Source organism: Exiguobacterium acetylicum (assembly GCF_022170825.1).
GTDB lineage: Bacteria > Bacillota > Bacilli > Exiguobacteriales > Exiguobacteriaceae > Exiguobacterium_A > Exiguobacterium_A acetylicum_B.
Map to the genome: position 1 here is coordinate 2,230,498 of NZ_CP081878.1, position 13,740 is coordinate 2,244,237.

Here is a 13,740-nt window from a genome sequence, read left to right on the forward strand (position 1 = left end):
CCACGCTACTCATCTGTACTTACGATCTTTCGAGCATCCGTTCGAGTGCTAACACAGCATGCCGCGTCGTCTCTGCGTCGACCGTAATAATGTTAACCGGCTCTCCTGCTTCGACTTGTTCAAGCGCCCATGCTAAGTGCGGCAAGTCGATCCGGTTCATCGTCAGACAAGGACACATGAACGGATTAAGCGACACGATATCGAGTTCTGGATGGGTCGTTGCGAGTCGATTGACGAGGTTCATCTCTGTTCCAATCGCCCACTTTGTTCCCGGTGCAGCCTGCTCGATTTGCTGAATGATATACGCCGTTGATCCGTTTAAATCAGACGCCGACACGACTTCATGCGAACATTCCGGGTGAACGAGAATCTTTCGCTCTGGATCCGTCTTACGGAACTGCTCGATTTGACCGACCGTGAATTTTTCATGCACCGAACAATGCCCTTTCCATAAAATAACGCGGACATCTTGATCTTCTCCGTCAAAAACGAGTTCATCCTTAATCGGATCCCAAATCGCCATCTGTTCTAGCGGAATCCCAAGAGCGTGTGCCGTATTGCGACCGAGGTGTTGATCGGGTAAGAAGAATAAGATGTCTCGTTCAGCAAGTGCCCACTCGACCATCTGGACAGCGTTCGATGACGTTACCGTTGCCCCACCGTGACGACCGACGAAAGCTTTGATCGCTGCTGTTGAATTAACGTACGTCAACGGCAAGATCGACTCCCCGAACCGTTCCGTCAAGATTGTAAAGGCACGCTCCGTTTGCGTATCGTTCGCCATATCTGCCATCGAACAACCAGCACGCATATCAGGTAAGACAACCGTGTGTGACGAATCCGTCAACATATCTGCCGTTTCTGCCATAAAGTGGACGCCACAGAAGACTGTGTATTCGGCTCCTGTCATCTGCTTCGCGACTTGCGCGAGCTGGAGCGAATCTCCCGTCGCATCCGCGAACTGGACGACTTCGTCTTTTTGATAGTGGTGGGCAGGTAAGAACAAGCGACTGCCCATCCGTTCTTTGACCCCTTCGATGATGGCGATCAAGTCTGCTTCTGATTGCTGTAAGTACGACGCCGGAATTCCCTCGTGACGTAATAGATCAAATGACATCTTTTTTTCCTCCTTCGATTTTCATGCTGATATCGAGCGCTGTTGCTGAATGCGTGAGTGCCCCAAGCGAGATGACATCTGCGCCGCTATCTGCATAGTCGGGTAACGTTTCAATCGTGATACCGCCAGAAAGTTCGACCGTAATATGCTGTGGAATCAATTGTCGGAGCTGTTTGATTTCTGTTGGTGTCCGGTTATCGAGCATGATGATATCGACTCCTGCTGCCACTGCCTCGAGCACTTCCGCTACCGTCTCGACTTCGACTTCAATTGGTGTCGTATGACCTGCGACACGTTTTGCTCGCGTCACGGCTTCCGTAATCGATCCCGCGACTGTGATGTGGTTATCTTTGATCATGACCGCATCATCGAGCCGCCCGCGATGACTGTATCCACCACCTACTCGGACCGCGTGTTTTTCTAACATTCGTAATCCAGGTGTCGTCTTTCGTGTATCCGTGATTCGGATTCGTCCTGCTGTTACCTCGACCGCTTGACGTGTCTTCGTCGCGATTCCGGACAGACGCTGAACAAGGTTCAAGGCGACTCGTTCCCCGCTTAAGATGTCCTGTAATGAACCCGACCACTCGGCAAGGAGCGTTCCACGCGTCACGACAGTGCCTTCTGCTACATGAAGGGTTACGTCGACCTGTAAAAGATACGCCATCTCCCGAATGATGTCTGCTCCACAAAAGACACCGTCTTCTTTTGCTAAAAAACGACCCGTCCCACGCTCTTTTCCTGTCAAACATCCTTCACTCGTGATATCCCAGTGTCCGATGTCCTCCACTAAAAATGCTTCCAGCTGTTGCCGTAACTGCCACTTGTTCAACGTTCTCATCCTCTCCTGTCAATCGAATCCGTGCCCCTTCAAGCAACAAACATGCCGTAACGTAACGTAATCGATTTTCTTCCGCATCCTGTCCAAATTTCTCTAACGTCCAACTTTTTAATTCATCCAAGCTCTTCTGTATCTGTTCGACATTCATCTCAACACCAATCACTTGTGACACATAAGCTGTCACAGAACACACGGGTCCAGGACGTCGTCTAACTCGTTCTACTGTACGTTCAGGTAACAACTCGAGCTGTTCTGCTACTGTTTTTCCCATGACAACACATTCAAGGAGCGAGTTCGACGCCAGGCGATTTCGACCGTGTAGTCCAATCGATGCTGTCTCGCCGACCGCGTAAAGTCCTTCGACATTCGTCCGCCCTGTCAGATCCGTTTCGATCCCGCCCATCAGGAAGTGGATGCCTGGTGCGATTTCAACGAGATCTGGATTTATGTTCAGTTTTTCACATTTTTCAACAAACGTTGGAAACCGTTTTGTCCGGTCGACGACGTTTGACGTATCGAGATAGACTGGTTCCTGTTTTCGCACCTCATGGATTCGTTTAGCGACTTCATCTCGCGCCGCTAAATCTCGCATCGGATGATCCGCCATGATGCGCTCGCCGCTTTTCGTCACAAGAATTGCTCCTGTTCCACGTAACGCTTCCGTGATCAATCCTTCCGAACGTCCATTATGAACGAGTACTGTCGGATGATGCTGGATATATCCAAGATCGCGAATACTCGCCCCTGCTTCAAAGGCGAGGGCAATGCCGTCTCCTTGAATCGTAGGATCATTCGTTGATGCAGCAAATAATCCACCCACTCCACCAGTTGCAAGAATCGTTGCCCGCGCCATAATTTCAACTGGTTCGCCGTTTCTATATCCGACTGCACCTAACACCTGTCCATCCACTTGAATCAATTCCGTAATACACGTCTGCTCAAGAATTGGGAACGGCACACGTGGCACTAAGGTTTCCATGATCCGTTTACCGGTTTCGTCCCCGCCACAGTGATAGATACGAGGTAAACGGTGCGCCCCTTCTCGACCAAGCATATAACCAGCATCATCTTGATCGAACTTGACACCATACCGTAGTAGAAATTCCATCGCCTCAGTTCCAGATCGCGTCACGTAATCAACGACAGTCTCCTTGAATCTTCCTTTTGCTGCCTGACACGTGTCTTCAAAATGACCTCGATGATCAACTTCAGCGTAAGCTGCAGCAATGCCACCTTGCGCTCGGACGGAGTTCGTCTCAAAACGAGTACCTTTCGTGACGAGTAACGCTTCGGTTCCTGGTGGTAAATGCAAAGCGACAGAGATTGCCGCAAGCCCTGTTCCGATGATCAATACATCTGTCTCGATCTTTTTATGTAAAGACATATGTTTTACACCTCTATACCTAAAAGTTTACTATTGACTTGACAATAAGTTTGGCATACTTTTAGCTGAGTGACAAGACGAAAGGACAGGATTTTTCATGATCTATCTCGATTACGCAGCGACGACTCCGCTACACCCACAAGCGCTTGAACATTATCAACAAGCCGCTCAGTCGTTCTACGGCAACAGTTCTTCTCTTCATGACATCGGTGGTGACGCAGAGCGTTTGCTAAAGCGTGCGCGTCAATATCTGATGCAACAATTGAATCAACAGGAAGGAACCGTCATCTTTACAGGGAGCGGGTCAGAAGCGAATTACATCGCTTTGACACATTTGATGCGACAAAGTAACAGGTCAGTTGTCTTGACACTTCAATGTGAACACGACTCGGTCTTGCTTCCGCTTGCGCGCTGGGCGCAAGAAACACGTCACCTTTCTTTATTACCAGACGGAACGTTCGATTGGGAACAATTCGTCACGGCTTGTACAGATGAGATCGGTGTCGTCTCAATTCAACACATTAATTCGGATACGGGTTTCCGGTTTCCAGTCGAGCAAATTGCGGCATATTGTCAATCAAACGGGGTTCTATTTCATTGCGATGGAGTCCAAGGGTTTTTAAAAGATGAGATCAACATCGACGCCTTTGACGCCTATACGATGAGTAGCCATAAGGTATATGGACCCAAAGGATTAGGCGCCCTCTATCTGCGGCGACCACTCTTTAGTCCCTATTACGAAGGACATCACGAGTACGGAATTCGTCCGGGTACAGTTGACATTCCAGGAATTGCGGCATTCATCGCTGCCTGTGAGGCGTCTCGATTAGAAAATCCAGGAATCCAAGCTTCAAGCCGTCAATTTCGTGGTATGCTAAAAAAAACATTGTCTTCGTCTCGTTACACGATGATTGAGTCGCCGACCCAACTCGCTTCCATCTGTGCCATCCATACGAAACAACGCGATGGTCAATACGTATTACTCGCTTTGAATCGTGCTGGAATCGCAGTTTCCGCTGGTAGTGCTTGCCGAGCCGGAGAAAACGGTCCGAACGCGACATTGCGTGCGATTGGTTTTGATGAATCATCTGCTCATGGGTTGATTCGACTTAGCTTTGGAAGAACAACGACGAACGAAGAAATCGCACAGTGCATCGATGCGTTAAACACGATCTCATGACACTGGAGAAAGGTAGGAGACATGATGGGGAAACGCATCTCCGGAGAAGAACGCCGGAAATCATTACTTCGTATGATCGAAGAAAGTGAACAGCCTGTCACGGGAACAGCACTCGCTAAACAAGCGGGCGTTAGCAGACAAGTCATCGTTCAAGATTTATCGTTATTAAAAGCAAAAGGGTATCCTGTCATTGCGACAGCTCGTGGTTATTTCATCAATGACCCGGAAGTCGACGGTTCGAAATTACGCCGGAAAATCGTTTGTCGTCATGGCATCGATCAATTAAAGGATGAGTGTGACGCCATCGTCGATGAAGGAGTCGTCGTTCGCGATGTCATCATTGAACATCCGGTCTATGGCTTCATTACGGGAGAACTAATGCTGAAAAGTCGTCGCGATGTCCGCGTATTACTCGAGCAACTGGAGGAGACACAAGCTACTCCACTCTCGAGCCTAACGGACGGAGTCCATATCCATACTCTTGAGGCCGATTATGAGGAAGCACTCGAAGCAGCGATTGCAAAACTCGATCGTCTCGGAATCCTCGTTTCAGAACTTGATGTCTGAACATACAAAAACCGCTTATTCCTAAGGAATAAGCGGTTTTTGTATTTAAATCGGTTCAAGTCGTGTATCTGGCATCGCAGATGGACGATCAAAGGTCGCTAAGACTTTTCGGACACGTCGGTTTTCGATATGCAAGACGGTCAACGTGACACGTTCATACTGCATCGCTGTTCCGACTTCCGGTAGCTGTCCACTCTCTTCCATGATCCATCCACCCAGAGACTGGGCATCCGTATCTGGCATCGTCAATTGAAATTGCTGGCAGAAGTCTTCAATATCATACTCCGCTAGACATTCATATTGCTCTGGACCAATTCGTTTCGTGTACTCCAATGATTCATCGTGTTCATCCCAGATCTCACCAACGATCTCTTCTAAAATATCCTCAAGGGTGATGAGACCAGCCGTGCCCCCGAATTCATCAAGGACGACAGCCATATGAGATTGCTTGATTTTAAGTTCTGGTAACAAATCCATCAACCGTGTCTGTGGAACGACGAATGACACGGGTCGAATCCATTCTCGGATATCAACGGAGCCGTTCTTCACATACGCTCGTAGAAAGTCCCGTTCCGATAATACACCGATGACATGATCAATCGAGTCCTTATAGACCGGTAGACGGGAATAGCCGCCTTTTTGCACTTCTGCGAGGATGTCTTCGAATCGTGCATCGATATCAATCGCCTGAATGTCCATTCGTGGCGTCAACGCATCCTCGACCGTCGCATGTTGAAAATCAACCGCTTGATGGACGAGTTCAGCCTCTGCAAGACCCATGATGCCCTCTTCCTGACTGATATCAACGAGTGCCTTGAGTTCCTGTTCAGTCACGAGCGGTCCTTTCGGATCCGCTCCCATCAACCGAAGTGCCAACTGGCGTAAGCGGAGTAACAGGAAAACAAGCGGTCGAAAACACAGTAAGAAGAAACGAAGTGGACGTCCGATCAGTAATACGTAACGCTCTGTATGCTCACGAGCGTACGATTTCGGAATCAATTCGCCAAACAACAGCAACAGAAAGAACAGCGCAAGAAACGCAACAGTCTGCGTCGCCACCGTCTCGACGAACTGGATGATCCACCAGCCACCAAACAAGACGAATCCGACATTGACGAGTGTATTACCAATCAAAATCGACGTCAGTGTCTCCTCATAACGTTGAAGCAAACGAAACACGCGGGACGCACGCGCGTCCCCCGCTTCTGACTGATGCAACAACCGCAACCGATTGACACTCGCGAGTGCTGTCTCGGATGAGGAGAAAAACGCGGATAACACGAGAATCGGAATTAACCAAACGAATGAAATCATGGGCAATGGGTCCACGATGCTTTCACACTCCGTTTCCTAATGGAATAAACCGCTTAGAATGATGACTCGACGAATTCGAACTCGAAATCACGGATTCGAACGACATCACCGTCAATCGCACCAAGACGACGTAACTCTTCATCGACACCCATTTGACGAAGTGTCCGAGCGAAACGTTTAATCGACTCTTCACGCATGAAGTTCGTCATCGTGAAGAGTTTTTCGATTCGAGGTCCTTTGATGACGAAGCAATCGTCTTCATCTTTTGAAATCGTAAAGCCGGCTTCTGGTGCTTCGTAACCGTAGACGACACGTGGTGTCGCTGTTTTCTCTTCGAGTTCCTCTAGACCGAATTCTGGTGTCGCATCGACGAGGTCAGCGATCCGGAATAAGAGATCACGTAATCCTTGACGGGTTGCTGCTGAAATCTCGAATACTTCAAGATCCGGGAAAGCTTCCTTGAATGCTTCGAGATGTTCTGCCGCATCCGGCATGTCCATCTTGTTTGCGACGACGACTTGTGGACGTTCTGTCAAACGAAGATTATAGTCTGCGAGTTCTTTATTGATGATATTGTAGTCTTCAATCGGATCGCGTCCTTCCATTCCACTCATGTCGATGACGTGGACGATGACTTTCGTCCGCTCGACGTGACGGAGGAACTGGTGACCGAGTCCGACACCTTCACTTGCGCCTTCAATCAATCCTGGTAAGTCAGCCATGACGAAACTACGGCTATCTTCCGTTTCGACGACACCGATGTTCGGTGTGATCGTCGTGAAGTGATACGCTCCGATTTTCGGACGTGCTGCTGAAACGACGGATAACATCGTTGATTTCCCGACACTCGGGAAGCCGACGAGACCAACGTCTGCTAGCATCTTCAGTTCAAGCTTCAAGTATTTTTCTTCTCCCGGCTCACCGTTTTCTGCGTGCTCAGGCGCCGGGTTGGCAGGTGTTGCAAAACGTGTATTCCCACGTCCGCCACGTCCGCCTTTTGCGACGATTGCTTGTTGTCCGTGATGGACGAGATCCGCGATAACCGCGTCCGTATCATCATCGTAGACAACCGTGCCTGGTGGAACCTTGACGACTAAATGCTCAGCTTTACGACCGTGCATCCCTTTTGACATTCCGTTTTCACCTTGGACTGCTTTAAAGTGACGTTTGTAACGGAAGTCCATCAATGTCCGAAGTCCTTCGTCGACTTCGAGGACGACGTGAGCCCCGTGACCACCGTCACCGCCGGCTGGACCACCGTCTGGAACGTATTTCTCGCGACGGAACGCTACTTGCCCACGTCCTCCGTCACCTGCTTTTACATAAATATTTACCTGATCGACAAACATGTCGGATCCCTCCTCTTACTTCTCTTCCTCAAATGGAAGACTTTCAATCTCAATCACACACTCATTTTCCGTCTGCGACTCGATTTCCATCGGCGTCACTAGATTCTCAAGGCGCGACATATCTAGTAGATCCCGATAGATCTCGATGGTCACGCCCTCGTGGAAGGTCACGGATACTTCTCCTACTCCTACATCAATCATGGCGATGGCTGCTTCGACGAGTCGTTTCAACCGCTCATCTTCCATGTGGGGTGCTCCGATGACATCATACGTCACAGTTTTGCCTGACCATTCAGCTTGCAGTAACGCCAGTGCGGTTTTCGGCAATCCGATTTGCGCTAGACGTCCTTCCCGAGATGCTTGCTCCCGGTACGCCGAACAGATTGACTCGACTGCTTGTTCGTCTCCGATCGCGCCATACGAACGGACGAGTTGTATCCGGTTCAACCACTCGTGACGAAGAGTCTTTAAAAGATCAAGTACCTGCTGTTCCTCCATCGGTCGTTCCCTCCTAAAAAAAACAGACCCTAACCCTCGAAAGTGGCTAGAGTCTGCTTCGTCGATCCTTATGCTGGGTAAACGCTGACTTGTTTCTTGTCGCGTCCGAGACGTTCGAAACGAACGACACCAGTTGCAGTTGCGAAAAGTGTATCATCGCCACCACGTCCGACGTTCATACCTGGGTGAATCTTCGTACCGCGTTGACGGTAGAGGATTGAACCAGCAGAAACAGTTTGACCGTCTGCACGTTTCGCCCCAAGGCGTTTCGATTGCGAGTCACGACCGTTCTTTGTCGAACCTACCCCTTTTTTCGATGCGAAGAACTGAAGATTAAGTTTCAACATGTGGAATCCACCTCCTATACTTGTTCAAGTTGGATAAACTCACCGTAACTTTCAGCGATGGTACCAAGCTGGACCAAAGTCGCCTCAAGTAACAATTGGGTGCGTTCACTGACATCCGGTGCTAAGTCAGCGTACGGTTCTACATAAAAGTAGCCACCCTCTTGTTGTTCTGCCATTTCAAGGAGCAGGACCTGCCCGAGTAATGCTTCTATGGCATTGTATGCCCCGAAGATCACCGACGATACGCCGGCGCAGACAAGGTCGAGACCTGGTTCTGCAAACTCGGCATGTCCTGTCACTTCGATGGAGCGGACGAGTTCCGCTTCATCTCGTCGAATCTTGACACGTATCATGGCTTACGCTTCGATTTTCTCGATGCGGACCTTCGTGTAAGGTTGACGGTGACCTTGCTTACGACGGTAGTTCTTTTTCGCTTTCATTTTGAAGACAGTGATCTTTTTCGCGCGAGCGTGTTTGATGACCGTTGCTACGACCTTCGCACCTTCTACGAGTGGAGCGCCGACTTTAACATCGTCACCACCAAGGATCAATACTTCACCAAATTCAACTGTGCTGTCGACGTCTGCGTTTAATTTCTCAACGTAGATTTCTTGGCCAGCTTCGACTTTGACTTGTTTACCACCAGTTTTGATAATTGCGTACATTACGTGCACCTCCTCTTAGGAACTCAGACTCGCCATCGCGGGCAGCAGATGCTTTAAAACCCGGTCTGTGCGGTTGTAGTCATTTGGTGCTTCCAAACGAACTAACGTTATTCAGAATACCAAACGTTCTTCCACCTTGTCAATGCTGTTCTGAAGGATTATTCCGATCGCTTGACGAAATCGAGACAGTCCTGTGACGACCCCGTGAACAGGACGGCTGGATCGCCTTCAAGCACATGCACTTCGAGCGGTTGGCGGGAGACGAATTCGTCTTGCAGCAGATGACGCGGTGCCCGAATCACGACTGCTTCCGCGTAAGTCGCGATCTCAAGCAACTTCGGTTCGATTAACCGATAGACGCTTAATCGTGTCCACTGACCGGATTCCTGCGAGCGTTCCTGTAGTGATTTTCCATGGCGTTGTCGTGTCAGTTCGCATAAACCCATTTTCGTAAAGCCATAGACTTCGATTTGTTTTGTCTCGAGTGCTGCTCGCTCTTTTAAGAGCTGGGTCACACGTGTCTGACCTTTACTTGAGCCACGGAGAAAATCAATCGCAATCATACCGCTAATGTTGCGCAATCGTAATTGACGCATGACTTCGACGGCAGCCGCTTCATTGATTTGGTCAAACGTCCGCTTTTGTTCCTTAACGGAAATCGTCTTCCCGCTGTTGACGTCGATGACAGTCATCGTTTCAACTTCTTCAATCAAGAGATACGCCCCTCCGTCGAGCCAGACGACGCGTTGCATCGCTTTCTCGATTGCCCCATCAATCTTCTCCATCTCTGGCAAGCGTCCTTTTCGCAACGACCGTTCGACAGACAGACCAAGTAATTCGAGTCGTTCCTTTTCCTGACGTGTCATGACGAGCGCTTCTGTGACATGTGGAAGCCGTTTTGCTTCTTGGACGATCAACGCCTCATCTTGTTCGAGACGAGGAGACTGCATGAGTTCTTTATGCCGTGTCCGCAACGACTGCAGCTCTTGCTTTAATTCCTCGATTGACGCTTTTGCTGCCTCCGTCCGGTAGAGAATGCCTTCTTCGTCTGTCGTCGTCAGTTGCTCCGCTAGTTGGCGCTGAACGACTAAATCCAGCTTCCGACTAAAACGGACCCGCCGACCGTACGGGAAATAGACGAGATAACGCCCCCCATAGGTGATGTTCTGCGTTACCTTATGCTGTTTCGGTGCGACGCCTTCCTTGACGACTTGGACGAGTAACGTCTGCCCGACCTGAACAGCTTGTCCGATCGTCGGTACATCCGGAAAACGACGCAGTACTTCTACCGTCTCATTAAGTGGTAAGTACAGCGGTGTACCGTCGGTCGCGATTAAGAACGCTGCCCCGAGCGTCGGATGCAATCGATCGACCTTAGCATAGACGAAAGTACCAACGCGAATCTCGTCGCGCATCCGTTCATGGTATTCAATCAATCGACCACCTTCGACCAATGCCAGTCGTTCGAGCGAGGCGGTCTGTTCACTAATCCATCGCATACTGATCCCTCCAAAAAAATTAGACTAGGCGCGACGATGTCGTCCTAGTCTAATTTCCCATTCTTATTTCATCCCAAGCATCTTCTTCAATTTGACGAAGAACCCTTTTTGCGGTTGTTCATTTAAATCAAGCAGTGGTACGGATTCGCCAAGAATCCGGCGCGCGATGTTTCGGTAGCCGAGTCCAGCCCGGTTATCGGGATTCATCGTCACAGGGACACCACGGTGCGAAGCAGCGATGACTTCTTCATCATCGATGATCAGACCAAGCAGATCAATCGAGAGAATGCGCATGATCTCATCGATGTCGAGCATATCGCCAGACGCCATCATGTGTGAACGGACCCGGTTGATGACGAGTTTCGGAACGATGTTACGTTCTGAGCGCTCAAGCATTCCAATGATCCGGTCCGCATCCTGGACAGCTGCTTTTTCTGGTGTCGTCACGACGACGGCTTCATCCGCTCCAGCAATCGCATTCATGAACCCTTGTTCGATCCCTGCTGGGCAGTCAATCAAGACGAAGTCGTATTCGAGTTTTAGTGTATCGATGATTGCCTTCACCTGTTCGGGTGTGACGGAGGACTTATCCTTTGATTGAGCAGCAGGCAACAGATACATCTCTTCAAAACGTTTATCGCGGACGAGTGCTTGGTGCAACTTACATTGCCCTGTCACGACGTCAACGATGTTATAGATACTCCGGTTATCGAGACCAAGCACGATATCCAGATTGCGTAACCCGATATCCGTATCGACGAGACAAACCGAATGTCCCATCAATGCAAGTGCTGTTCCGATGTTTGCAGTCGTCGTCGTTTTCCCGACGCCGCCTTTTCCGGATGTGACGACGATGGCGCGTCCCATGTTCGTCTTCGCCTCCATATGTACCTGTTCTTTCACTTGTTCCATATCCGTCACCCTCTTTCACTATCAATCGCAAACTGATCCATCCGCGCGAGCGGAACGGTTTGAAGGCGGGAGAATTCGACCCCGTCTTCACCTAAAAATGCACAACCCATGTCAAGCGCAGGAATCGGTGCGTCATCCGGTTCCTCGTGGATGGTTCCAGCGACCGCAACCCATTTCGGCTGGAGCACACTCGCCGCGACGACCGCTTCCGTATTGCCACCTTTCCCCGCATGAACGGTACCACGCAAAGCACCGAGACAATAGATACTTCCTGTCGCATGAACGACCGCTCCCGGATTGATATCTCCGATGATGACGATCGAACCTTCGACGTCTAATACGTGCCCACTGCGTGCCGTTCCACCGAAGTAATGAAACGTTCGCTCTCCGTACAAGGCTTTTGCCTCGTCCTTCGTGATGCACTCACTGTCATAACCTTTGAAAGAGAAGGAATCATGTCGCGCGACGATAGATTCGACGGCCGTCAACACCCCTTCATCGACGTAACGTCGACCGAAGAAGAAGGTGATGGGTACGGCGCGTCCGTTCTCGACGGATTTGTCCGCAAGCGTCAACTCTAAATCGTCAAGAAATTCATCCACACTGCACCTTTCATTCACATAGACGGCGAGGCCACCACGATGACCTTTCATCGTTACATAACGTTTACGCTCAATCATGACTCATCCTCTTTTCTCGTCAAGGGTCGACTGCACGAGTCGGGTCATCGGGTAATACAGGATGATGATCCCGATCAACTGGGCAACCAGACTCCTTGGAATGATCTGTGTCGCAAGTTCCTGGAAGGAAACCCCGACACCAACGACCGAAGCCGTGAAGAAATATATATCGAGTTCATACAAAATGGCACTAAACGTGAACGTGACGAGAATCGTCAATACGTTCTCCTTTACATATTTTAGCACGAAGCTACTAAAAAGCGGAATGGCGGATAACGCAAATAAGTAAATGCCGATGATATCCGAGTAAACGAAATCATAGAGCAATCCGAAGACGAGTCCGAATCCGAGTGCCTGTTCGAGTTTTCCGTACCGACCGAGGAACATTAAACCGATCAATGTCGCATGAATGACATACGGTGAACCATCACCGAGCGGTCCAGCGAACAGCGTCCCTTCTAAGATAAAAAGAAGGAACACGGCGAAAAACAACTTAACGTTATTCACGAGTGTCCCCTCCCTTATCGGTCTCAGCGAAAGGTTCTTTCGCTTCGCGTTCAATCACGAAGACATGACCGAACTGTTCGAAGTCTGCTGCCGGTTTGACGTATGCGATTTTCGAAGCCCCATACTGATCGGCTTTCACTTCCTCGATTTTCCCAATGACGATCCCACTCGGATATTTTCCACCGAGACCAGACGTCGTGACGGTCTGCCCTTTTTTCAGCTTCGCGTCATTCGGAATTTTCGTGAACTTGAGGAATTTCGTTTCTTCATCGAAACCTTCGATCGTACCGAAGACTCCTTTTCCTTTCGTGTCGTCAGCCGTTGCCGAGACGTTATTCGTTCGACTCGTATCCGACATCAACTGCACGAGGGAAGTATAAGCGCTCGCCTGGATGACGCGACCGATTAGTCCATCTGCTGTTACGACAGCCATGTTCGGTTTGACTCCTTTTTGTTCGCCGATGTTGATTGTGACGAACCGTTGCCATTCGGATGATGTCCGACCGATCATCTCTGCTGGTAACAATTTATAGTCGCGAATCGATCCATTCAGGTCGAGCATATCTTTCAATTCTTTATTCTCACGTTCAAGATCACGGACTTTGACGGCATTACCGGCATAGTCACTCAAGCGTGATTTCAAATGTTCATTCTCTTTGTACACGTCACGCACTTCTTTAATCGAAGTGACCGTATCATCAATCCAGCCAATCGGTGTCGCGAAAAGGCGTTGACCGACGCCCACGGTATCCCGCACGAAGCTTTGATACCAGTGGGATTGGTTACGCCCTTGCAGCGAAATCCCGATTAAGATCACCAAAAGGAGAAAACTAAGGAGTGTGATGAGCAGTTTTCGATTATTTAAAAATCGCTTCATCGC

General features: G+C 49.6%; 16 protein-coding genes and 1 other annotated feature. Of the genes, 2 read left to right on the forward strand and 14 right to left on the reverse strand.

Going from position 1 to position 13,740, the window contains the following annotated elements; translation table 11 throughout:
• Positions 1-19: 19 nt before the first annotated feature.
• From nadA to K6T22_RS11820, 3 genes are read right to left on the reverse strand one after another with little or no spacing between them, the layout of a single operon-like run.
• On the reverse strand, positions 20-1,117 hold the full coding sequence (gene nadA, locus K6T22_RS11810; RefSeq protein WP_238237406.1) for a quinolinate synthase NadA: 1,098 nt from the start codon (positions 1,115-1,117) through the stop codon (positions 20-22).
• Positions 1,107-1,958, reverse strand: a complete 852-nt coding sequence (nadC, locus tag K6T22_RS11815; protein ID WP_337927078.1) for a carboxylating nicotinate-nucleotide diphosphorylase — start codon at positions 1,956-1,958, stop codon at positions 1,107-1,109. Before nadC ends, nadA begins: the two co-directional genes overlap by 11 nt.
• Positions 1,873-3,342, reverse strand: a complete 1,470-nt coding sequence (locus tag K6T22_RS11820; protein ID WP_238237407.1) for an L-aspartate oxidase — start codon at positions 3,340-3,342, stop codon at positions 1,873-1,875. Before K6T22_RS11820 ends, nadC begins: the two co-directional genes overlap by 86 nt.
• A 97-nt stretch (positions 3,343-3,439) precedes the next feature.
• Between K6T22_RS11820 and K6T22_RS11825 the strand changes: the two genes are divergently transcribed.
• Both K6T22_RS11825 and K6T22_RS11830 read left to right on the forward strand, forming a co-directional pair.
• Positions 3,440-4,522: a cysteine desulfurase family protein gene (locus K6T22_RS11825; protein ID WP_238237409.1), complete on the forward strand. Its 1,083-nt coding sequence runs from the start codon at positions 3,440-3,442 to the stop codon at positions 4,520-4,522.
• 24 nt (positions 4,523-4,546) lie between these two features.
• On the forward strand, positions 4,547-5,089 hold the full coding sequence (locus tag K6T22_RS11830) for a transcription repressor NadR (protein WP_238237410.1): 543 nt from the start codon (positions 4,547-4,549) through the stop codon (positions 5,087-5,089).
• A 45-nt stretch (positions 5,090-5,134) separates the two neighbouring features.
• Here the strand turns inward: K6T22_RS11830 and K6T22_RS11835 are convergent, their stop codons facing one another.
• The 11 genes from K6T22_RS11835 to mreC form a co-directional block, all read right to left on the reverse strand.
• Complete coding sequence (locus tag K6T22_RS11835; RefSeq protein ID WP_238237412.1) at positions 5,135-6,403, reverse strand: hemolysin family protein; 1,269 nt, start codon at positions 6,401-6,403, stop codon at positions 5,135-5,137.
• A 53-nt stretch (positions 6,404-6,456) separates the two neighbouring features.
• On the reverse strand, positions 6,457-7,752 hold the full coding sequence (obgE, locus tag K6T22_RS11840) for a GTPase ObgE (protein ID WP_238237414.1): 1,296 nt from the start codon (positions 7,750-7,752) through the stop codon (positions 6,457-6,459).
• Positions 7,753-7,767: 15 nt separating this feature from the next.
• On the reverse strand, positions 7,768-8,250 hold the full coding sequence (locus K6T22_RS11845; protein WP_238237416.1) for a Spo0B domain-containing protein: 483 nt from the start codon (positions 8,248-8,250) through the stop codon (positions 7,768-7,770).
• A gap of 68 nt (positions 8,251-8,318) precedes the next feature.
• Entirely contained in the window at positions 8,319-8,597 is a 279-nt protein-coding gene (gene rpmA / locus K6T22_RS11850) for a 50S ribosomal protein L27 (RefSeq protein WP_012370976.1), read from the reverse strand.
• A 14-nt stretch (positions 8,598-8,611) separates the two neighbouring features.
• On the reverse strand, positions 8,612-8,950 hold the full coding sequence (locus K6T22_RS11855; protein WP_023468945.1) for a ribosomal-processing cysteine protease Prp: 339 nt from the start codon (positions 8,948-8,950) through the stop codon (positions 8,612-8,614).
• Between the two features lie 3 nt (positions 8,951-8,953).
• Positions 8,954-9,262, reverse strand: coding sequence for a 50S ribosomal protein L21 (gene rplU / locus K6T22_RS11860; RefSeq protein WP_012370978.1), 309 nt, complete (start codon positions 9,260-9,262; stop codon positions 8,954-8,956).
• Between the two features lie 15 nt (positions 9,263-9,277).
• Positions 9,278-9,347, reverse strand: a sequence feature (ribosomal protein L21 leader region).
• A gap of 73 nt (positions 9,348-9,420) precedes the next feature.
• The gene (locus K6T22_RS11865) at positions 9,421-10,761 is read right to left on the reverse strand and encodes a ribonuclease E/G (RefSeq protein WP_238237419.1); all 1,341 of its coding nucleotides are present in this window, start codon (positions 10,759-10,761) and stop codon (positions 9,421-9,423) included.
• 63 nt (positions 10,762-10,824) lie between these two features.
• On the reverse strand, positions 10,825-11,628 hold the full coding sequence (gene minD / locus K6T22_RS11870; RefSeq protein ID WP_029342255.1) for a septum site-determining protein MinD: 804 nt from the start codon (positions 11,626-11,628) through the stop codon (positions 10,825-10,827).
• Between the two features lie 50 nt (positions 11,629-11,678).
• Entirely contained in the window at positions 11,679-12,353 is a 675-nt protein-coding gene (locus K6T22_RS11875) for a septum site-determining protein MinC (protein ID WP_238237422.1), read from the reverse strand.
• A gap of 3 nt (positions 12,354-12,356) precedes the next feature.
• A complete protein-coding gene (gene mreD, locus K6T22_RS11880; RefSeq protein WP_023468949.1) occupies positions 12,357-12,860 on the reverse strand; it encodes a rod shape-determining protein MreD in 504 nt (167 codons plus the stop codon).
• On the reverse strand, positions 12,853-13,737 hold the full coding sequence (gene mreC, locus K6T22_RS11885; RefSeq protein ID WP_238237423.1) for a rod shape-determining protein MreC: 885 nt from the start codon (positions 13,735-13,737) through the stop codon (positions 12,853-12,855). The genes mreD and mreC overlap by 8 nt, the downstream gene beginning before the upstream one ends.
• Positions 13,738-13,740 lie beyond the last annotated feature (3 nt).

Bases quoted from the DNA above. Each gene is read 5' to 3' on its own strand.
- minD (WP_029342255.1), bottom strand. From the start codon at position 11,628: ATGGGACGCGCCATCGTCGTCACATCCGGAAAAGGCGGCGTCGGGAAA.
- K6T22_RS11835 (WP_238237412.1), bottom strand. From the start codon at position 6,403: ATGATTTCATTCGTTTGGTTAATTCCGATTCTCGTGTTATCCGCGTTT.
- rpmA (WP_012370976.1), bottom strand. From the start codon at position 8,597: ATGTTGAAACTTAATCTTCAGTTCTTCGCATCGAAAAAAGGGGTAGGT.
- K6T22_RS11830 (WP_238237410.1), top strand. From the start codon at position 4,547: ATGGGGAAACGCATCTCCGGAGAAGAACGCCGGAAATCATTACTTCGT.
- nadC (WP_337927078.1), bottom strand. From the start codon at position 1,958: ATGAGAACGTTGAACAAGTGGCAGTTACGGCAACAGCTGGAAGCATTT.
- nadA (WP_238237406.1), bottom strand. From the start codon at position 1,117: ATGTCATTTGATCTATTACGTCACGAGGGAATTCCGGCGTCGTACTTA.
- K6T22_RS11875 (WP_238237422.1), bottom strand. From the start codon at position 12,353: ATGATTGAGCGTAAACGTTATGTAACGATGAAAGGTCATCGTGGTGGC.
- mreC (WP_238237423.1), bottom strand. From the start codon at position 13,737: ATGAAGCGATTTTTAAATAATCGAAAACTGCTCATCACACTCCTTAGT.
- K6T22_RS11825 (WP_238237409.1), top strand. From the start codon at position 3,440: ATGATCTATCTCGATTACGCAGCGACGACTCCGCTACACCCACAAGCG.
- K6T22_RS11820 (WP_238237407.1), bottom strand. From the start codon at position 3,342: ATGTCTTTACATAAAAAGATCGAGACAGATGTATTGATCATCGGAACA.
- rplU (WP_012370978.1), bottom strand. From the start codon at position 9,262: ATGTACGCAATTATCAAAACTGGTGGTAAACAAGTCAAAGTCGAAGCT.
- K6T22_RS11845 (WP_238237416.1), bottom strand. From the start codon at position 8,250: ATGGAGGAACAGCAGGTACTTGATCTTTTAAAGACTCTTCGTCACGAG.
- obgE (WP_238237414.1), bottom strand. From the start codon at position 7,752: ATGTTTGTCGATCAGGTAAATATTTATGTAAAAGCAGGTGACGGAGGA.
- K6T22_RS11865 (WP_238237419.1), bottom strand. From the start codon at position 10,761: ATGCGATGGATTAGTGAACAGACCGCCTCGCTCGAACGACTGGCATTG.
- K6T22_RS11855 (WP_023468945.1), bottom strand. From the start codon at position 8,950: ATGATACGTGTCAAGATTCGACGAGATGAAGCGGAACTCGTCCGCTCC.